This is a genomic window from Mycoplasmatota bacterium, assembly GCA_018394295.1.
Lineage (GTDB): Bacteria > Bacillota_I > Bacilli_A > Haloplasmatales > Haloplasmataceae > JAENYC01.
In genome coordinates, this window is the sequence record CP074573.1 from 2,170,866 (window position 1) to 2,192,863 (window position 21,998).

Annotated in this window: 13 protein-coding genes; 4 read left to right on the forward strand and 9 right to left on the reverse strand. The window is 27.5% G+C overall.

Annotated features, from left to right (window positions below; translation table 11 throughout):
* The first annotated feature begins 136 nt into the window (after positions 1–136).
* Positions 137–964 (forward strand): UDP pyrophosphate phosphatase, encoded by an 828-nt coding sequence (locus KHQ81_10000; GenBank protein ID QVK17218.1) that lies wholly within the window; start codon positions 137–139, stop codon positions 962–964.
* Between the two features lie 179 nt (positions 965–1,143).
* Entirely contained in the window at positions 1,144–1,608 is a 465-nt protein-coding gene (locus tag KHQ81_10005; protein ID QVK17219.1) for a hypothetical protein, read from the forward strand.
* A gap of 40 nt (positions 1,609–1,648) precedes the next feature.
* Here KHQ81_10005 and KHQ81_10010 read toward each other — a convergent pair whose 3' ends face one another.
* The 6 genes from KHQ81_10010 to KHQ81_10035 all read right to left on the reverse strand — a co-directional run bounded on the left by KHQ81_10010 (position 1,649) and on the right by KHQ81_10035 (position 9,514).
* Positions 1,649–2,125 carry a hypothetical protein gene (locus KHQ81_10010; GenBank protein ID QVK17220.1) on the reverse strand — a complete coding sequence of 159 codons (477 nt, stop codon included), beginning with the start codon at positions 2,123–2,125 and terminating at the stop codon, positions 1,649–1,651.
* Between the two features lie 89 nt (positions 2,126–2,214).
* A complete protein-coding gene (locus KHQ81_10015) occupies positions 2,215–3,912 on the reverse strand; it encodes an alpha-glucosidase (protein QVK17221.1) in 1,698 nt (565 codons plus the stop codon).
* Positions 3,909–4,781, reverse strand: a complete 873-nt coding sequence (locus KHQ81_10020; protein QVK19615.1) for a sugar ABC transporter permease — start codon at positions 4,779–4,781, stop codon at positions 3,909–3,911. The genes KHQ81_10015 and KHQ81_10020 overlap by 4 nt, the downstream gene beginning before the upstream one ends.
* Before the next feature lie 296 nt (positions 4,782–5,077).
* On the reverse strand, positions 5,078–6,553 hold the full coding sequence (locus tag KHQ81_10025) for a sugar ABC transporter permease (GenBank protein ID QVK19616.1): 1,476 nt from the start codon (positions 6,551–6,553) through the stop codon (positions 5,078–5,080).
* 703 nt (positions 6,554–7,256) lie between these two features.
* Positions 7,257–8,588, reverse strand: a complete 1,332-nt coding sequence (locus tag KHQ81_10030; protein ID QVK17222.1) for a maltose ABC transporter substrate-binding protein — start codon at positions 8,586–8,588, stop codon at positions 7,257–7,259.
* A gap of 128 nt (positions 8,589–8,716) precedes the next feature.
* A complete protein-coding gene (locus tag KHQ81_10035) occupies positions 8,717–9,514 on the reverse strand; it encodes a DUF1189 family protein (protein ID QVK17223.1) in 798 nt (265 codons plus the stop codon).
* Between the two features lie 448 nt (positions 9,515–9,962).
* Between KHQ81_10035 and KHQ81_10040 the strand changes: the two genes are divergently transcribed.
* Both KHQ81_10040 and KHQ81_10045 read left to right on the forward strand, forming a co-directional pair.
* The gene (locus tag KHQ81_10040; protein ID QVK17224.1) at positions 9,963–10,580 is read left to right on the forward strand and encodes an ECF transporter S component; all 618 of its coding nucleotides are present in this window, start codon (positions 9,963–9,965) and stop codon (positions 10,578–10,580) included.
* Positions 10,581–10,597: 17 nt separating this feature from the next.
* Positions 10,598–11,353, forward strand: coding sequence for a type III pantothenate kinase (locus tag KHQ81_10045; GenBank protein QVK17225.1), 756 nt, complete (start codon positions 10,598–10,600; stop codon positions 11,351–11,353).
* A 1,856-nt stretch (positions 11,354–13,209) separates the two neighbouring features.
* Here KHQ81_10045 and KHQ81_10050 read toward each other — a convergent pair.
* The 3 genes from KHQ81_10050 to addB all read right to left on the reverse strand — a co-directional run bounded on the left by KHQ81_10050 (position 13,210) and on the right by addB (position 21,851).
* A complete protein-coding gene (locus KHQ81_10050) occupies positions 13,210–14,595 on the reverse strand; it encodes an HlyC/CorC family transporter (GenBank protein ID QVK19617.1) in 1,386 nt (461 codons plus the stop codon).
* A 157-nt stretch (positions 14,596–14,752) separates the two neighbouring features.
* Positions 14,753–18,304, reverse strand: coding sequence for a helicase-exonuclease AddAB subunit AddA (gene addA / locus KHQ81_10055; protein QVK17226.1), 3,552 nt, complete (start codon positions 18,302–18,304; stop codon positions 14,753–14,755).
* A complete protein-coding gene (addB, locus tag KHQ81_10060; GenBank protein ID QVK17227.1) occupies positions 18,297–21,851 on the reverse strand; it encodes a helicase-exonuclease AddAB subunit AddB in 3,555 nt (1,184 codons plus the stop codon). Before addB ends, addA begins: the two co-directional genes overlap by 8 nt.
* Positions 21,852–21,998: the final 147 nt, after the last annotated feature.

Below are 21,998 nucleotides of genomic sequence, written 5' to 3' on the forward strand. Positions count from 1 at the left end.
ATTATAACATATGGTAATAAAAATAGAATCCCAAAAACGAATGTTTCAAGAAGATATCATCTTTTTTTATTTTTACCTTTTCTTTAATACAAAATTTGGCTATAATTAAAATATCAAAAAGAAAGGGTGTTTTTCATTGGATAAACTAATTCTTTTATTAAAATATATTTTTTTTGGAGCGGTTCAAGGGATTACAGAAACGTTACCAATATCATCTAGTGGTCATTTAGTTATTTTTAGTGAATTATTTAATCTAGAACAAGGAAATGATCTAACATTTGAAATCTTACTTCATTTTGGATCATTAATTGCGATTATTTATTTCTATCGTAAAACAATTTGTGAATTAATCAAAAATTTCTTTTCATATTTATTTCATAGAGAGAAAAATACCTACACCGATTTTAAATATGTTTGGTTACTTGTTTTAGCAACTTTTCCTATTGGATTAATTGGTTTTCTGTTTCAAGATTTTATTGCAAGTCGTTTAAAGAATTTATTAACTGTTGGAATATCTTTACTTGTTACAGCACTTATTTTATATCTTATTAGTCGCATGTCTAAAGGAAATAAAGAAAAAGAGAATATGACTTGGAAAGATGCATTATTTATTGGGATTGTACAAGCAGCTGCCATCATTCCAGGGATAAGCCGTTCAGGATCTACTGTTTCAGCTAGTTTATCAAGAAAATTAGACATCGATAATGCCTTAAAATTCTCATTTTTACTTTTTATTCCTGCTGCATTAGGGGCAATGCTCTTAGATATTGTCCATTTCATTAAAGAACCTACGGCTCCTGATTTAATTATCCCGTATATTACAGCCTTTTTAACATCAATTGTATTCACATTAATATCTTTGAATATTTTTATTGGTATTATTAAAAAAGGAAAACTTAGTTATTTTTCTATCTATTGTTCTATTGTTGGTTCACTTTCAATTATATTACATTTTTTCTTATAATATCTTTATTAATATTTTGTATAAATAAATCTTCTTTCAGATGAAAGAAGATTTTTTCTTTATAACATTAATATCCATAGGTATCACACTATTTATTTAAATATATCCCCCTAAAAATTATGAAAGTCTATACTTAAATTATATTGTATCATATTTTAATTATGAAAGGAGGAAATGATATGTCTATTGAAATTAAAAACAATAATGATGTAGAAGAATCTTGTTGTAATCCTAATCACCATCATCCAGATAACAACGAGGCTTGTTGTTTATGTCAAAGATTAAAATACATTTGTTATATGCAAAAAAAATGTTGCCAGGAAGCATGTTGCTTAAATTGTGAAGCATGTGAGTTAGGTAGTAATATTCCAGGACAAAATACTTTTAATACAAGACCATTTTATCTTTACTTAACTGATGGCACTCAATTTAGTTTTATTAATCCAATTGATGGTACTGAATATACTGTATTTAGGGTTGAATCAATACGTAATTGTTGTGGAGTATTAAGAGCTCTAACTTTAACTTTTACAGGTTCTACACTTGATACCGCTGTTTATACAGCAACTGATTTTTGTTGTACAGTGGATATTTGTAAGTTTATTGGAATACAATGTTTACCTGATACCTACATTAGTTGCTAAACTTGTTTTATCTTATTACTTCAAAAGTAATAAGATTTTTTTATACCTTCAAAATGATAATATCTTCAATATCTTGCATTAATATTTCTTGTTCTTTATCTTCTATAGAAACTATTATTGATTTTTCTAATAATTTTATAAAATAACATTCAATAGACTGATTATTTTTTTCAATAGATACTAAAACATAACGTCCTAAATTTGCTCTTTTGTTCAGTAAGACCATTTTATTCATTAACTTTTTCTTCTTTATTTCATCTTCTTTACTAAAAGATTGATCTAATTTAATATTAGAATTTCTTTCTTCATAGGTTCTTTTTCTAGTATTTTCAGTTTTCACTTCTTCTCTATCCTGTTTTTTCTTTTCTTCTCTTGCTGGTCTGACATCTTTCTTATAATCTCTTATAAATTTTTGGTTACTATTATCAAACCGACTATCATATACATATTGATTTTGACCTTTTAATTGACTTGATTGAGCACTATTGATAAACAGTAACGGTTTATTGTCTTTCATTATAACACCACCCTACTACAATATATGATAAATAACCTAATAATTATACAAAAACACCTGAAAAAATCCTCATTTTAAATGAGGATTTTTTATTGTAATCGATACACAATTGCTTCAAAAGGTCGTAAATGTATCTCATTATTTAAAGGTTGTTTTTCATAATTACTTAATATAATAGAAGCATCTTTTTTCACCAAGTTGTTTGGAACTTCTACCTTAATATAATCTTCAAAGAAATTAGCAAGTACTAAATAACATTCTTTTTCAAAACTTCTTGTATACATAAATATATTTAAATCATCTTCTAAATATAGTTTGAATTTTCCATATATAAAACACTTTGTATTTTGTCTAATTTCAAATATTTTTTGATAATAGTAATAAATCGAATCTTTATCACGCAAATTATCTCTTGCGTTAATATCAACATAATTTGGATTAACCTTCATCCATGGTTCTACACGACTAAATCCAGCATTTTGAGAATTATCCCATTGCATAGGTGTTCTTGCATTGTCTCGTGACCGTTTATGAATTCTATTTAATATATCTTCTTTTGTCGCTACATTTTTTAATACTGTTTCATTATATAGAGTAAATATTTCTACATCTTTATAATCATTAATATTAGGATAACTAACATTTGTCATACCAATCTCTTCACCTTGATAAATAAATGGTGTTCCTCCCATAAAATATAACACTGTCCCTAACATTTTAGCTGATATCTTTCTATAAGCAACAGAATCATTTCCATAGTGTGAGAGCACTCGTGGTTGATCATGATTACTCCAAAATAAGGTGTTCCAAGCTTTACCATATAATTCTATTTGATACTTCGCTAATGATTTTTTTAAATCAGGTAAATGTAACGATTTAAATGTCCACTTACCAGGAACATACTCAGCCGATGCATCATCTACATCAACCCAACAGTGATCAAAAGATATTAACATGTTAAATTCATTTCGGTTATAAGCACAATACTTTAAAGTATCTTCTATACTAGCTCCACCGGCTTCGCCAACGGTCATTACATCATATTTAGATAATACTTCATCAACCATTTCTTGAATCCGCTCATGAACTTTTGGCCTGTTTGAAAATTCATAATAACAAGGGGAATAATCACGACCTGAAGGAACCGGATGATTTGGAAAATTAAAGTTTCGGTCCAAATGTGCAACCGCATCCACCCGAAATCCATCCACTCCTTTTTTTAACCACCAATGCATCATTTTATAAATATCTTTACGCATATGTGAATTATTCCAATTTAAATCCGGCATTTTCTTACTGAAAATATGCATGTAGTATTCATCAGTGGAATTATCATATTCCCATACAGACCCACCAAAAAAAGACTCCCAGTTCGTTGGTGGCTCATCTTCTTTACCATTTTGCCAAATATAATAATCTCGGTAATCGTTATCCTTAGATTTTCTTGATTCAATAAACCAAGGGTGTTCATCTGATGTATGGTTTAATACTAAATCAATAATAAGTCTCATATTACGATTATGTAATTCATCAATTAAATTTTTTAAATCAAGAAATGTTCCATAATCTTCTGATACTTCAAAAAAATCACTGACATCATACCCTTGATCATCCATGGGTGATTTATAAAATGGACATACCCAAATGGTCGTTACCCCTAAATTCTTTAGATAATCTAGTTTTTCAATAATTCCTTGTATATCACCAATACCATCGTTATTACTATCATAGAAACTTCTTGGATAAATTTGATAAACAACGGCTTCTTGCCACCATTTCCCCATCATCCTTTATTAGCACCCGCTGTAATACCTTCAATAAGATATCTTTGAAGTAAGGAATATAGTATCGTAATTGGCAAAGCAACCATTAAAGCACCAGCAGCAAATAAGGTGAATTGTTGTGCTTTATTATTTATCAAATTATATAATCCTATCGCTAAGGTTTGTTTATTATTTGATGAAATAACCATTCGTGGTAACATAAAATCCATCCATGGACTCATAAACATTGAAATCGCTAAAAAGGTTATGATTGGTGAAGATAATGGGAAAATTATTTTTGTAAAAATTTTGATTTTACTAGCGCCATCAATCATTGCCGATTCATCAAGCGATTTTGGAATGTTTTGTAAATAACCTTTAACTAACCAAACATTATAAGGAATTGCACCTGATACATAAACAAATGTTAAAGCCATTGGCTTATCATTAAAACCAAATGTGACAAACAAATTATATAAAGCGATTAATCCCATAAAAGATGGAAACATTTGAAGTATCAAAATACCTAATAAACCAAATTTCTTTCCCTTAAATTTAAATCTTGCAAATACATAAGCAACCATTGTCACAAAGATAACAGAGAAAATACAAGTTACAATTGCGACCAACAAAGTATTTTTATACCAATTAACAAATTCGTATTTTGGTCTTTCGGTCCCTTTTACTTTGTTCACCAGTAACTCCTGATATTGATGTAATGAAAGTTTATCTGGCCATATGTGCCAACCAATTCCTCCTTTCGGAGAAAAAGAAGCACCAATAACCCATATAACAGGAATTAAAATTATCAATGAGATTGTAGTCAATTCTAAGTAAATGAGAAATCTTAATAATATTTCTTTAAAAGATAATAATTTTTTAACAGACCCCATTTTTGATTCGTTTATTGGTTTGATAACATAGATAGGAATAAACGCAAGTAGTAAACTTATTCCCATAAGTATAGCAGTAAATAATGGAAATGGATAGTTGGTTTGTCTAACCGTATTAATGACCATTTCACCAACAATGAAGATGATTATCCCTAAAAAGAATGGTACACCGGTATATAAAAATCCAAGTAATTTACCTCGTCCTTTTTTATCAGTTACTTCTATCGCTAAACTCATCACTGTCACAACAAGGACAATCGATAAGAATATAATTAATATACTATAAAATGCACTCATTATACCATGTCCTCCTCTTTAAAGGCTTTTGTCTTTGTGAAGTTATAAGCAGAGAATGACCCAATAACAATAAAGATAATAATACTAAACACACTTGCCATATTATACATTGGATTAGCAGAATCTGTGGTTAATTTATAAATCCATGAAATCAAAATATCTGTACTTCCTGCATTACCAGCAAAATGGATATTACCAGGTCCTCCACCTGTTAAGAAATAAATGAGACCAAAATTATTTAGATTAAACGCAAATGACATAATTAAGAGTGGTGCTGTCATGTATAAAACAATTGGAAGCGTAATTTTCCAAAACTTCTGATTAGGAGTTGCACCATCTATATCAGCTGCCTCATACATTGTTTTATCAATACTAGTCATAATTCCAGTCATTAATGCCATGTAATAAGGCGTTCCTAGAAACATATTAACTAAGATAACGGTTGATTTTGCTAACCATGGTTTCCCTTGATCATCAAACCAGCCTATTACCCCCGATTGATTCGTTAATCCTAAATCTTGAAATACACTCATTAATCCCCATTCACGTAAATAATTATTGATTAATCCGAATTGACTATTAAAGGCATTACTAATAACAAGTAGTAACACTAATTGTGGAATTGCCCATGGCAAAATAATAATTGTCCGCCATATCTTTCTTCCAATAACCCGTTTATTATTTAATATAATAGCTTGTATTAATCCACCGAAAAAGCAAGTTATCGTAGCAAAAATAGCAAAGACTATGGTCCATAAACTAACGTTAATAAATGTATAACCCCAGCCTGTACCCGATTTACCAAAGTTTGTTAATAAAGCAAAATTATCGAATCCAACCCAATCAAATAATAATAACCGTTTCCCACCATAATTAGTAAATGCAACCATTAAGCCAAAGATAATTGGCATGATTGAAAAGAAAATCATTAAAATTAATGCAGGTAGAATTACGATATATTCAAAAGAACCTTCCCATAATTCATGTAAGTATTGTGAAGTTAATAATATTTTTTTAGTTTTAATTTGTTTTTCACAGCTCTTTTTGGCATCCATAATATTATAAATATAGATACCAAGAAAAATTACTAAAATAAGGATAGCAATTAAGCCATTAATCAATAAACGATTTGAACGATCACCTGGAATAAAATAAATATCTGAATAAACATCTTCTCGTGTACCTAAAGTAACAACTCCCCATATGCCTTTAACAAATATACCAGTATCTCGAATATCTAGTTTATTAAGTGCACCTGTTAAGTAAGGAATATATTTCCCAGAGAATATTTCTATTGCGATTAAAACAATTTGAAAAAATAAGAATACTAAACCTTTTATTACTTGTTTATTTTGAATTTGTCCTAAACCCCAAATAAAAAATGATGCTAAACCTCTTAATTTTGGTGTGTTTTTACTAATTTGGGAATAATAGATTTCATTTCCTTGTAACCGAATTTCATCTTTTGCTTCCATTATCTTTATTTTTACTTGGTTTATTTTCTCAAGATATTGTTGTTTAATATGAAAAGAACTTAATTTAACCTCTATCAGTTCTTCTTTCTTTTCTTTTTTGAACTGTTTTTCTTCTTCCTTTGAAAGTTCAGTTTTCCCCAATATAGATTGATATTTCTTATTTATTTTTTCAATCTTTGAATCTACTTCTTTTTGATTAACTTTGATTTCTTTCTCCATATTAGATTTTAATGAACTAATTTCTGCTTCTAATTGTTTAATTTTAGCATTTTTTACTTTTTTAATCTCTTGTTTAGTTATCTTTAATTTTCTTATTTTCTCATCTAACTGTTTGTTTAGTAAATCTATGTTTTCATCTTGTTTATTTTTGATTTCTTCATAATAACTTTGTTGATTCTTTTTCAATTGGTTTATTTCTTCTATGTGTCTACTTTTATTAACTTCTTGTTCTTTTTGATCTACATTATTTTCTTTAAAAGCAATTATTTCCTTATTATGTTTATCTAATAGTTTGTTAAGATCAGAATTTGCTTTTATTTTAATTTGTCTTAAATTTTCTTTATGATCACTTTTTAATTTCTCTATTTCAATTCTTGTTAAGGTATTCAAAGTAAAGTACACCTACTTTCTTATAAAAAGAACTTGATCATGGCATTACATGACCAAGTCTTTTTAAAACTAAATTTAAACTACCATATCACAATTATTGATTTAAAGCTCGTGCATCATCGTAATCTTTCTCTGCTTTTTGTGCTGCTTGTGTTGGTGTTATTCCTTCTGGTGCATTCCATGCATTTCCATACATACCGCCAGCAAATTGCCAGTAATAACCCATTTCAGAAATAGTTGGCATTGGTTGTGAAAATTGCATTTGATCGATAATTCCTTTTAAATATGGGTCATCAGCTAATCCTTCAATAGCAGTCGTATCTTTTAATGTTGGAAGTTTACCAGTAACATCATACATCACTTGAGAGCCAGATATATTGGCCATAAAATTAGCTAAAGTTCGTGCTGCTGCAGGATATTTTGTAAAGGTAGAAATTGCAGCTAATTGGTTTCCAGCAAAAGTATAAGGTTGAGAATCTTCACCGTTTACATTTATAGTTGGTATTTTTATTACACCAAAATTTAATCCAGCATCTTTATATCGTTGAATATCCCAAGGACCATCTAGAATATAAGCCATTTGTCCATTTTCAAATACTGCTTTGATATTATCACCCGATAAAGAGCCAGATTCTACATCTAAAGCTTCTAATCTAAAATTGCGATGCCACTCTAAAGCACTAATCATTTCAGGTGAAGCAAAATTTATTTGATCTGGGTCTTTATGTGTTGGTCCAAATAATTCATAATGATGTGCAGTTGCAATGAAGTGCATATCATAAGCATTCGCAACATCCATTCCTATCCAATAAAAGTTGTTATCAATATCATTGTATTTAGCTGCTTGGGATTTAATTTCTTCCCAAGTACTAGCTACTTCTTCGCCTTTTTCTGCAATTATATCTTTATTATAGAATAATGCGAGTGATTCACCAGCAATAGGGAATGCATAAATTTTTTCTTCATTATTTTTTGTAGCAGTAACTGTTTGAACTGAAGTTTCAATGATTCTGTCTTTCACTAATTCTTCATATTGACCAATAGGACCTATAACATTTGTTCTTAATGCTTGTCCAATATGATCATGTGGCATAACAAATACATCTGCACCAAGACCAGCCGGACCATCTAGTTCCATTTTGGCACGTGTATCAACTGAACCAACCACCTCATAAGTAACAGGTACCTCTGGAAAAAATTTATTATATTCAGCAATTAATGCCTCTGCCCAAGTTGCATTATCAACCCATAACTTTAATTTAGCACCAGTTTCCGGACGATACTCATTTATTTGTTCATCCCATTGTCCTGGGTCAACATTCCACTTGTAATAAGGTTCAACGGTCGTTGTTACACCAACTCGTCTACATGCTTGTATTCCTAATACAATGGTTAGTATAAATAGAATCGATATTATTTTTTTCATGTTTTCTATTCCCCCTTCGGAATAATATTTAAGTAATTTTGATTTTCTACTATGTAGTTATATAGTTTGAATAGCTTATACATTTGCTTTCAAAAATATTATATGTAAATATTATTAGATGAAACGATTTAGATAAAATTACCTTTTATTACATTTTTATAAACATATAAAAAGAATAATGCTAAGGAAAAATTATATATAACAACACCGAAAATAGGAGATATTATTATACTCACAAAAAAGGAAATAAGGGTTGGTGTTAATGAAGAAAGAATGACGATATTTAATAATTGTTTATAACTTAGAGGGTGTTTATTCCCAATATTAAGAAGTGTTCCTAAACCTGCTAATCCTAAAATAAAGATTATATTCAATGATACAACAATCAAATAAATGGTTAATAGTAAAGGAAGTAAAATTAAAGGTTTTATACTTAAAAACAAACGATTTGATAAATCATCAATTACATATTTTGACTCTGTCTTTTTATAAGAATTGAAATCAACATTTTTGAATTGTTGATAATTTAAGTCATAGGTTGATGTATCATTAACAATTGATATTTTATCTTTTAAAAAGAGGATATTGGTTTTATGTTGAACTAAACTATCATCATTTTGAGGATTAATGACTAAATTGAAATTATTGAACTCCTGTGTAAAAACATCACTTGAATTACATATTAACTTTGAATTGATTACCTGACAATTAGGTAATTGATTAACATGATCACGTGATAATCCTTGATAGATTTCTTTTGATATTATTGTAGGATCAAATGTATCCATTTGGATGATAGAAAAGGCTAACCCAAAATTTAAAAATAAAGAATATATTATTAATAGAAATAAACTTTTACTTATTTTAATATTTTTTAACTCTGATATCGCATTTATCGAATATATCGTTTGAAATAACTTTTTCATTTTTTTCATCCTTTTCTTTTATTTATTTTTAGTATAAATCGAATATAAAAATAAATGAGGTGGATTAAAGAAAAAGAAAATATTCAATCATAAAAATCATCATTTAAGTAGTAAAATAGAAAAAGACTATTTATTTACTTATTAAAAGATTTTTAAAGATAAATATGGAAATTTAATGCTAATAAATATCAGCATGTACACTCATAACAATATATTATTAGATATATATTGTTTTTTTGAAAAAGAAACTTTTATAATATAAAGGTTGATTATTAGTTTCATTAATAATATAATAATACTGACAAACAACGATTAAGAAATAACATTATTTGCTTAATCATTGTTTGTTTAGAATTCAAAATCTTGCTGATATTAAGAATAAGTCAGACAAGTAAAAAAAAATATTATTTTATCGGCATCTTTTTTAAGAGCTGGAAAGGAAGATTTGATGAGAAATCAAAAGACTCAAGATTTAGTTTATTTAGCTTTATTTTTAACGATTATTATCGTTATGTCTCAAGTTCCTTGGTTAGGTTTTATACCTTTAGGATTTACCAATGCAACCATAATACATATTCCTGTTATTATTGCTGCCATTTATTTTGGTAAAAAATTGGGGGTATTAACAGGCCTTATGTTTGGTTTGGCTTCATTATTTACAGCTTACGTTAGACCATCAGCTGTTATGGATTTATTTTTTCAAAACCCAATTGTATCTATTCTACCACGCATAGCGTTTGCGTATCTGACGGTCATTATCTATCAAGGATTAAAGGGAATAGTCAATCCAAACGTACGAGTTGCAATAACTGCTCTATTTGGCTCAATATTACATTCCATTTTAGTTGTTGGAACAATACTATTAGTACATTTTAATAAGACAAAAACATTTGTGCCTGCTGAAGGGGATGCTCAAACTTATACCATTAATTTCGCAATATTATCAGGGCTACTTGTAATAGTTATTTCTGAAGCGGTAATTAGTTCTATAATTACAACTCCAATTATTAGAGCACTTAATGCTAAAAATAAACAAGACAATATAAATGAATTAATAAAAGACTAGGTTAGGACGTGTAAGATATGTTATTATTATTTGATGTTGGTAACAGTAATATTAGTTTTGCTGTCTATGAAGAACATACCTTAAAAGATAGATGGCGAATTAAAACTGATACCAATAAAACAGCTGATGAATATTCTATTATATTAAATAATTTAATATCAAAATATCCAATTCATGGTGTTGTTATCGCATCAGTAGTTCCAATTATCACAAATTTATTAAATACTTTTTCTACCAAATATTTAACGATTAATCCACTCATCATCGGTCCTGGAGTAAAAACAGGATTAGATATTCGTTTAAACAATCCTAAAGAAATAGGTTCTGATTTAGTAGCTTCTGCTGTGGGAGCCATGATAAAATATCCACAACCATGTATCATTTTTGACATGGGAACAGCAACTACTATTACCTTACTAGACCATAATACCTTTCATGGCGGAGCTGTATTACCAGGTATTGAAACAAGTTTATTTGGTTTAGTTAAAAAAACAGCGCTTCTACCTCATATTGATATAAAAGCTCCAAAACGGGTAATAGAAAAAGAGACAGTTACCTCAATGCAATCTGGTATTGTCTATGGAAATGCATCAGCTATAGATGGAATGATAGATCGAATTGAAAAAGAATATAATAAAAAATGTTTCGCTGTTGCAACAGGAGGATTAGCTAAACATATCATTCCGCATTGTTTACATCAAATAAAAATTGATAGATATCTTATTTATGATGGATTAATCGAAATTTATAATAAAAATAATGAAGTAAAATAAAAGCATAAAAAAAATCCTACTGACAATTTGATTAGTAGGATTTTTTATATAAATTTTGTTAATAGGTTATCAAGCATTATTTCATCTCCATTTATTATTTTATTTAAACAAATTATATTCTACGTTTATTTTTCTCCTCTATCTTCTTAATTTGTTCTTTATAACGCTCTAATTTAACCTGAAATAAATAATTTTCCATCATCTTTCTTTCCTCCCTTTAATTTTTTTTTTATTTTTTAAGATTTTCTTTTTGCTCAACTTTCTTAATTATTTCTTTATACTTATCTAATTTAACCTGAAATAAGTAAACATCCATCATCTTCATCCCTCCTTTAATATAATAATTATTTTCGAAGGTTTTCTTTTTGTTCTACTTTTTTTATTTGTTCTTTGTATTGGTCTATCCGAACTTGAATTAAGTGATCATTCATCATTTCTATTCCCTCCTTTTATCTTTAAACTATTTTCTTAAGTTTTCTTTTTGTTCTACTTTTTTTATTTGTTCTTTGTATTGGTCTATCCGAACTTGAATTAAGTGATCATTCATCATTTCTATTTCCTCCTTTTATCTTTAAACTATTTTCTTAAGTTTTCTTTTTGTTCTACTTTTTTTATTTGTTCTTTGTATTGGTCTATCCGAACTTGAATTAAGTGATCATTCATCATTTCTATTTCCTCCTTTTATCTTTAAACTATTTTCTTAAGTTTTCTTTTTGTTCTACTTTTTTTATTTGTTCTTTGTATTGGTCTATCCGAACCTGAATTAAGTTATCAAGCGTCATCTTTATTCCCTCCTTTTATCTTTAAACTATTTTCTTAAGTTTTCTTTTTGTTCTACTTTTTTTATTTGTTCTTTGTATTGGTCTATTCGAACCTGAATTGAGTTTTCAAACGTCATCTTTATTCCCTCCTTTTATCTTTAAACTATTTTCTTAAGTTTTCTTTTTGTTCTAACTTTTTAATTTGATCTTTGTATTGGTCTATTCGAACCTGAATTGAGTTATCAAGCGTCATCTTTATTCCCTCCTTTTATCTTTAAACTATTTTCTTAAGTTTTCTTTTTGTTCTAACTTCTTAATTTGATCTTTGTATTGGTCTAATCTAGTTTGAATTAAGCTATTATACATTTTCTTTCACCCCTTTATATTTATCTTTATATAAGTAATTTTTTTTGTTTTAAACACACAATTTAAAAGTATATCAGTTTTTTTTAAAAATGCAACAGTTTTTTGTAACTTTTTTAAATATTCTTTGATGAAAATGCTTTCATAAAAATTTCCCTTTTATTACGGTGATATTTTACTTTCTAAGGTTCTCTTTTTGTTCTAACTTCTTAATATTTTCTTTGTATTGTTCTAATTTAACTTGAGCTAAGTAACTATCCATTATCATTAGTTTTCCCTCCTATTATTTCTAAGGTTTTCTTCTTTTTCTAACTTCTTAATATTTTCTTTGTATTGGTCTAATTTAACTTGAAAGTAATCATCCATCATCATCATTTTTTCCTCCAATTAATTATAATTTATTTTCTAAGTTTTTCTTTTTTTACTTCATATTAATGTAACAATGTTTTGTTACACTTATAGTATATCAGTTTTTTTTAAAAATACAACTCTTTTTTTAATTTTTTTTAAATTATTTTTAATATTATTTCCAAAATTGCACACCCGATATTCATTATATTCATTTTTTATCAAAAGTTTCCAACTTTTTTTATTTTTTTCTAACGTAACAATGTTTTGTTACAATTATAGTATATCAGTTTTTATACAAAATGCAACTAAAACATTAAAAAAAATTAATTTTTTTTAAATTTTGATTAAATAACATAAAAAAAAGACCCTATAAAGGTCTTTTTAATCATTATTCTCAGAATTCTTATCTCCATCTAATTCTGATCTTTTTATTTCTAAATGGATTTTCTTCATGCGTCTGTTATGTAATTCTTTAACAGTAAACGTTAAAATTAATTCATAATACTCGTCAGCATCAATTGTAGTTACATCATGTTCAATTTTAATTAAAGATGTATACACATATTGATCTCCAACAATAGGTATTTCCTCTAACTTTTCATATAGCCAACCACCAACACTATTATAATGGGTTTCTGGTGCTTTTCCGAACTCTAATTCCTCAAATAGATCTTCTAATGAAATTGATGCATTGACGATATAATTATTTTCATCTAACTTCTTAATTTCAAATTCTTCTTCATCATGTTCATCATATATTTCACCTACAAGTTCCTCTAAGCAATCTTCCATTGTTACAAGTCCTGAGGTTCCTCCATACTCATCAGATACTATTGCTAAATGTTGCTTATTTCTTTGGAGTAATTCCATTAAGTCATCAACATGCATTGACTTAGGAACATATATAGGCTTTCGCATTAATTCTTTTACTTTAATTTGACTTTGATCCTTAATTGTGATTAAAGCTTCAAAGAAATTGCGTTGATATAAAATTCCAATAATATTATCTTTTGAGTCCATATAAACAGGCATACGTGAAAATTTTTCTTTTAAGAAACAATCTTTAATGAAATCTATTTCGTCATCACAATAGACACCTACCATATCAACACGTGGGGTCATAATATCATAAACTTTAGTTTCACTTAAATCTAAAACACTTCGAATCATTTCTTTTTCTTCTTCTTCTATTACGCCTTCTTCTTCCATGGTATCAATTATGACTTCAAGTTCATCTTCTGTAACAGAAGGTAAACTATTATCCTTATTTTTTTCAAAGATATTTGATAATCCATTTTTTATCTTCATGATAATAAATACAAATGGATAAAATATACGAATAAAGATTAATAAAAGCCAACCAAAACGCACACAAAATTTTAATGAATTTTCTTTCGCATATGATTTTGGTAATATTTCTCCAAATATTAAGATAAATACGGTTGTAACCAATGTAGCTACAATAGGACCTTTAGTTTTATCAAATACATCAATTGATAAAATGGTCACTAAAGATGCTGTTGCGATATTGACAATATTATTACCAATAAGAATCGCTGATAATGTTTTATCAAAATGGTCTGCAACATATAGAGCTTTTTTAGCCCCTCTTTTTCCCTCATCAGTAGCATTTTTTAATCTAATAAGATTAACGCTTGAAAAAGCAGTTTCACTAGATGAAAAAAATGCTGATAATATCAATAGTAAAAATAGTAGTAAATAACTAATGATACTCTTAAAAGTAGATACATCTACTTGCCCTTGCATAAATAATAGTAAATAGCTAAAGACCGACGGGTCCTCCACAATAACAACACTCTCCTTGAATTGTAAATTATAATTATTATATATTATATCAAATTAATTAAAATATGTAAATATAGTAAATATTTTACGCTAATTATTTTATTAAATTTTAATATTTTTAAACATCCATCTTAATAAATTGGTTTATTTCAAATAAATATAAATATGCCATAACATGTTTTTGGGGATAAATATGCTCCATCGCTTCTTTATAAACGCTAATTTGTGTTTCATACTGTTTTTTCAATCTATTAATATCTACCTTTGTATCATTTATACGGTCTGATTTAAAATCGATTAATATACAATCATCCTCAAACTCTACCAATAAATCCACAACCCCTTGAATCAATATGTCTACATCTTCCTTTAATTCAGGATAAACTTTATGACTGCTTACTAAAGTGGTAAAAGGCATTTCTTTATGGATTTTATCAGTTTCACCTATTTTTTCTACAATCTCATTATGTAAGAAACGTTCAATCTTACTTAAATCAATTAACCCCAGTTGGTCTTCACTCATAATTTCTTTAGAAATCAATTGTGTTTTTAAATTATTCAAATCTTCAGCAGTGTAAGTTTTATGATAATCAAGGTGTTGCATAAACATATGATAACTTGTACCTCTTAAAGTAGCGTTTGCTCGATTTATATCAATAAATTTTGGTGTTTTCAACATGATATTATCTTGATGATTACTTAAGCTATTAACTCTTTTAATATCAGCTATGGTTTGTTTCGCAAAATGAATCGTTTTTTCAAAGTGAGGATAACAGTAATTTAGACGTTCACTAAAAGTATGCATATATTCCTTATAATCAATATCAAACGTACTAGAATGTTCTTTCATAACTTTATCAACATCTAATGACGCTATTAATTTTACCTCACATTGTGGTATTTTTAACTTATTGAAATAAAATGTTTCCTCACTATTTAATAAAGTTTTAAATGAAGGATGTCTTGTCAAAGCTAACATAATTAAACTTAGATAATCCGTTTTTTGTCTTTCTTCACTTGGTAATACAATCTCATTAAGTGAAGAAATATGAATTAACTTTTTCGCTTCTTTCTCGAAATCATCAACCGTTCCCACTAAAAACAATCGTTCTTTCGCTCTAGTTAAAGCAACATATAAAAGACGCAATTCCTCAGCTAACATTTGATGACGTAATTTATCTTTAATCAGACATTCATAGAGCGTTTCATATTTAACACGGTTCTCAATATCTAAATAACTAAAAGCAATTCCTAAATCCTTTTCAAATAATACTTGCGATACTTCATCTTCTGTATTATATTTTTTACTTAAATTCGTGATAAAAACGATAGGAAATTCTAACCCCTTTGATTTATGAATAGTCATAAAGCGAACTAAATCTTCATTTTCACTCACAGTTCTTGCTTGTGGTAAATCTTTATCATTTTCATTTAAAAAATTAATCAATTGAATAAATTTAAACAAACTATTTGATGTTAGATGTTCATATTGCTTTGCTCGTTCAAATAATAAATCTAAATTTGATTGTCTTTGTTTACCACCTATTTGTCCTAAAACAAAATCATAATAATTCGTTTCATGATATATCTTAAAAATCAGTTCAGATAATGGTTCATTCTTTACACTTTCTCGCCAATTTTGTAGTTGTTCAATAAAATTGGTTAATTTATCAATTAAACCCTCATCCTTACCTTTTTTAATATAATCTAATACTTTATCATAATAATAATCTGAATAACTATTTGTTTTAATCTTAATTAATTCTCTTTCATTAACTTGAAAGATAGGACTTCGTAATGTAGCGACTAATGGAATATCTTGTAATGGATTATCAATTGTTTTTAAAATTGAAGTCACTGTTAAAACTTCTATTGAATTAAAGTAACCTGATAATTCTGCGGTTAAAAAAGGAATATTATAAGTCTTAAAGATATCATGATAAGTATCTTGGTCACTCTTAGTTCGTGATAAGATTACAATATCTTTATATTTTACAGGTCGCAAATCTTTCATTTTGTTATCATATACTAATGTATTATTATCCATTAACTGTCTAATTTGCTGGGCAACATAACGGGCTTCAATTTCTCTTTTCTCAAGGATTTGATCTTTAGTTTCATTTATCTTCCTTTTTTCTAAAAGATGAAAAGAGATAAACGATGCATCTAATGTTTTCTTCAAATAATCCTTTTGACCAAATACTAAGCTAGCATCATCATAAGAAATTTCACCAACTTCTTCATCCATTAATTGATGAAATAAGTAATTAATAAAATCAAGTATTTCCATTCGACTTCGATAATTTGCATTTAATTTAATTAATTCCCCATTTTGATGGATTTGATATTGTTTATATCTTGTTTGAAATATCTCAGGTTCAGCTGAACGAAAACGATAAATAGATTGTTTTACATCCCCCACCATAAATAGATTATTACCTTTAGCGATTGCTTTCATAATAGTTTCTTGCATTGAATTGGTATCTTGAAACTCATCAATTAATATTTCCTTAAATAAACTTTGATAATATTTAGTTGCTTCATTATCAAAATTATTACTAGTTAATATTTTTAAAGTCATCTCCTCTAAATCACTAAAATCAACAAGATTTTTCTCTCTCTTTAACTGACTAAAACGTTCGTCAAATAAATCCATTACATAAAATAATGCTTCAAGTACCAATTTATTTTCTTTTATAAATTTAACTTGACTCTTTTCCCTATAGAGAAAATATTTTTTTCCCAGTTTTTTCGTAATAATCTCTTTCCCATTATTACGAAAGTTTTTAATAGCTTCTTTACTCATTTCATCAATCTCATCGCATTTTGAACGTAAAGTTGAAAATTTAACAGATTTTAAATAGAGAAATACTTGATCAAATGGGCCACTTAGACGTTGTCGTATAGTCTCTAAAATCTTAATGTCTTCTTGATATTGATCACCATAAGGATGATTAAATTGTTTTGCCAAGACACTTGCTTTTTTAAAATAGTTTTCTGCTTCATTTAATCTTTTATTAATCGATTTTATTACCAATGGGTAATAACCCCATGAACTTAATGTTTCAGAGACCTGATATCTATTTAAAATTTCTTCCTTAAATTGTTCCTTAAATGGTAATGTTCGCATTTTAAAATATAAATCAGTAATTAAACGCTTTAAAAAGTCATCATGTGTTTTAGGTGAAAAACGATTTACAAGTAGCATGAAATGTGCATCATTTTTTTCATAACTTTCTTCAAATAATTGTTCTAATGCTTCTCTAGCAATCATAAATATTTCAACATCATCACTAATTTTATATATAGCGTCATAATCAATTAAATAAAAGAATTTTCTTAATACCTGATTACAAAACGAATGAAATGTTGATATATGCGCATTTGCAAGTTTAGGTAATTGTTTTCTTAAATGTATATTACTGTTATCTGCTAGTAATTCCTTCGTTATTGTAACTCTTAGTTTCTGTTTTAATTCAAACGCTGCTGCTTCTGTAAAAGTGACAATTAATAATTCATCAATATTCCAATGTTCATTTTTAATTTTATTTAAAATTCGTTCAATTAAAACAGTTGTTTTCCCACTTCCAGCACTAGCAGACACTAATAAATTAGTTTCACTTGTTTCGATTGCTTTCAATTGTTCTTTCGTAAATTTCACACTACTCATTTATATCACTTCCAAACTCTTTCACAATTTTATCAATTACTTCAAAATTATCACCGACTTTAGTAATCTCTTTATATCTATTTTCTTTTAATTTAGCATCAAATTTACAAATCGAATGATATTCACAATATTTACAAGGTGTCATTTTCTGATACATCACAGGTTTAATATCCAATTTACCACTTGTCATTTCTTCCATCGATTGAATTATCGCTTGGTTAGAATAATGACTTAATGCATTGATTTCCTTTAAACCTAACACTTTCGATTGCGTTTTATGATAACCATTTTTCGTGAAAGTTACCTTAACAATATCAGATTTACCATCACTAGATAATTTATCATCAAACAATGTTGATACTGATTTTTCACCTAAGGTATAACCATTCATTTTATATTGTTCATGATGTTTTGATAAAATCTCAGAATCATTCATTTCTCTATCGGCTGTAATTTCAGAGTTTTGTATATGATAATATAACACACCTGCTGGTTTTGCTTCTTTATTAAATAAAGCATAAGAGTTTTTTAGCACAACATCTAAGTAGGTAAACAATTGTAAACTTAAACGATGATAAATTTTCGTAAAATCGATATCGCGGTTCCCAGATTTATAATCAATAATTCTAATAAAATGGTCATCATCTAGATTTGAAACATCAATTCTATCAATATATCCTTTTAGTCGCATCTCAAAACCTGTAGAAAGTTTTTGTGGTTTTACGATTAATTTCTTAGCATCATGACTAAATTTTTCTTCAACAGCGAATAGTTTAAACTGGGAATGTTTAGATTGATAACGCATGGTCTGTAGTGATTTTAATAATGATTGTTTAATTTTGTAAAGTAAATATTGATTTCCTTTATTATTCAAGAAATACTTCCGTTGCATCTTTAAAGAAAAGTCATCCATAGTTTGGTTGACAAAATTATTAATCTCATCAACAGATAACTCATGAAGCATTTTATTATGATTAATCAAGCGAATGGCTACTTCTTTCATCGTTTCATGGTATAAATCACCAACATCCATTGGCTTAATTGTCTGGATATCTCTTTCTTTTAATTTTAGTCCCTTATCTAAAAAATAAGCATAAGGACAACTATTGAATTTTTCAACACTCGAAATACTTGCGGTAATGGTTTCACCATAGATTTCTTTAATATTTTCATGATTTAGTTTGGTGGGTTCATTTAGATAAGTAACCCCAAACAACTTACTTCTTAATGACTTATTATGTTTGTAATAGCCATATAATGCTTTCCAAATATCATGAACCTCATAACCTTTTCTTAGTAAATTAATCGACTGTAAAATAAGCTTAGATGACATCGTTTTAGTTGTTATATAATTGATATTATCTTCATCACCACTTGGGAAATCATATATTGTTTCTACCTTTAATTTAGGAAAAAATTTCCTAACCTTTTCAATTATTTCTGAAGAATAAGCTTCTTTTTTATCATGACTGGATAAAGTATAAGATAATATTAACTCATCACTTGCTGAACATAATACCGTATAAATAATAAAATATTCTTCTAAAAACACCGTTTCAACTGTTGGCATGAGTTCAATTTCTTCATTCAATAAAAATTCTCGTTCTTCACTTGTAATTAATCCACTTTCAGTTTGGATTTTAGGAATTTCATTTTCATTTACTCCTAATACAATAGCCTTTTTAACTCCAATAGATTTAGGATCATCAAAATGACCCATCATCTCAAATCGAGATCTTTTTAAAGTACCAACCATCACTTGATCTATAGCTGGGGGTACTATCGCAAACTTCATCCCTTTAAATCCTGTTCGCAAGATTTTTATAAATTCGTCGGTACTAACTTCATAATCACCACATACCTCAACTAATTCATCAAACAAATCCATTAAGTTATTATAAACTTGTTTATGTTTCTTACTTTCATTTAAATCAACATCTTTATTATTTACCAGTCCATAAACTTTTTCATATAATTCTAGTTTCGTTTCAACATTTAATTCAACTAATAATTGATAAATAGCATCGACTTTTTCTTTAACACAATTAGCCTGCTTAAACTTTTCTTTAAAAGGCAACATGATATCACTAATTTCATTTTTAGTTTCATTAATGATAACTTGTAATATTTCTTCTTTTTTGGTTTTTTCCCTATTTTTTTCACCTAATTTTTTATAAATATCAATATCCCATGAAATCTTTTCCCAATCACTCCCCTTGATACCATGTGACAAGCAATAATTTTCTAATAAATCTATTCTGTTACGATAATCTGAAATCATACGATAATAATTTTCTTTTGTTAATTTCACATCGTTATAAACTGTTGGAATAAAAATTTCTGTTTTAATAGCCCTAAAAATAGATTCATAACTAAAATTAGTTTTAATTACTTCAAGTGCAGCATCTATAAAATTAAGTAAAGAATGGTCTAACATTAATTTTTGATCATCTATAAAAACAGGAATATTATAAAGTGAGAAGATATTATGAATCAATGGATAATAGACTTCTTGATTATTAATATATATCACATAATCATTATAAGTAGTCTTATTTTTTAGGATATCATTATAAATCAAACGGGCAACTGCATGTACCTCAGATGTTGGATTTTCTGTTTCAATCACACGAATTGAATGAACATCTTCCTGATAAGTGGCCTCTTGATTATAATTTTTTTCTAGGAAAGCTAATGGTTGATAGTTAAATCGCTTTAATGAATCATTAGATAAGTGATTAATATTTATTATTATGTTGTTATCAAGTGCGAAATTTTTAATTTTCATAAACGTTCTGTATGGTAAATTAAATAAATGATCTGCGCTTGACATATCTTCAACTTCTGAGTTATCTAAAGTAAATAAAATAGTCAATAAAGAACTTGTTTTCATCATTTGAAAAATCGCATTTAATTCCACAGATGTAAAATTATGAAAGCCATCAATATAAATATCAGCATTTTTAATATAAGCAGATTCTTTTATCTTTTCAGCTAATTCATTATAAAAATCTTCATTATCAATTAAATTCCTACCATAAATTTGATTTAACTCTGAAAAAATAATTGAAATATCATGTAATTTTTTTCGTAACGTTTCATCCATATCTTTATTTAAAATCAAACGTTCAATTATTTCAGGTGTTAATTGATAACTTTTAAATTCTTTTAATACATCATGCACTAATTGAACAAAACTATAATTAGCACTTAATTTATTGTACAATAAAAAACGCTGTTTATTTTCTTCGATAATTTTTGTTATCATCATATGAACAGTAATATCATTGATAAAGGTTTTATTAAGTCCTCCAACCTCCAAAAAAATTCTATAAGCTAGCCTTTTGAAACTAAATACTTGTAAACGACTATAAGTTTTACCTTTTACTTTTTTCGCAATTTCATATTCAGCTTGAAAAGACATTTGTTCAGGTACAAATAACACGATATTCTTATTGTCACTATCATCATTTAAACGATTGATTATTTCATTCATCATCATCGTTGTTTTTCCACTACCAGCTCTTCCAGTTAGAATCTTTAACATAAAATCACCCACTAAATCTTTTTACTCCATTATATCATTTTTTAATACAAATTACTTGTAAGAATAAGAATAGATTACACAAAATTTATTAAGTATTCCTCATACAATATGATATAATATGAAATATAACTAAATAAATAAGGGGAT

Bases quoted from the DNA above. Each gene is read 5' to 3' on its own strand.
- KHQ81_10005 (QVK17219.1), top strand. From the start codon at position 1,144: ATGTCTATTGAAATTAAAAACAATAATGATGTAGAAGAATCTTGTTGT.
- KHQ81_10010 (QVK17220.1), bottom strand. From the start codon at position 2,125: ATGAAAGACAATAAACCGTTACTGTTTATCAATAGTGCTCAATCAAGT.
- KHQ81_10015 (QVK17221.1), bottom strand. From the start codon at position 3,912: ATGATGGGGAAATGGTGGCAAGAAGCCGTTGTTTATCAAATTTATCCA.
- KHQ81_10020 (QVK19615.1), bottom strand. From the start codon at position 4,781: ATGGGGTCTGTTAAAAAATTATTATCTTTTAAAGAAATATTATTAAGA.
- KHQ81_10025 (QVK19616.1), bottom strand. From the start codon at position 6,553: ATGGAAGCAAAAGATGAAATTCGGTTACAAGGAAATGAAATCTATTAT.
- KHQ81_10030 (QVK17222.1), bottom strand. From the start codon at position 8,588: ATGAAAAAAATAATATCGATTCTATTTATACTAACCATTGTATTAGGA.
- KHQ81_10035 (QVK17223.1), bottom strand. From the start codon at position 9,514: ATGAAAAAGTTATTTCAAACGATATATTCGATAAATGCGATATCAGAG.
- KHQ81_10040 (QVK17224.1), top strand. From the start codon at position 9,963: ATGAGAAATCAAAAGACTCAAGATTTAGTTTATTTAGCTTTATTTTTA.
- KHQ81_10045 (QVK17225.1), top strand. From the start codon at position 10,598: ATGTTATTATTATTTGATGTTGGTAACAGTAATATTAGTTTTGCTGTC.
- KHQ81_10050 (QVK19617.1), bottom strand. From the start codon at position 14,595: ATGCAAGGGCAAGTAGATGTATCTACTTTTAAGAGTATCATTAGTTAT.
- addA (QVK17226.1), bottom strand. From the start codon at position 18,304: ATGAGTAGTGTGAAATTTACGAAAGAACAATTGAAAGCAATCGAAACA.
- addB (QVK17227.1), bottom strand. From the start codon at position 21,851: ATGTTAAAGATTCTAACTGGAAGAGCTGGTAGTGGAAAAACAACGATG.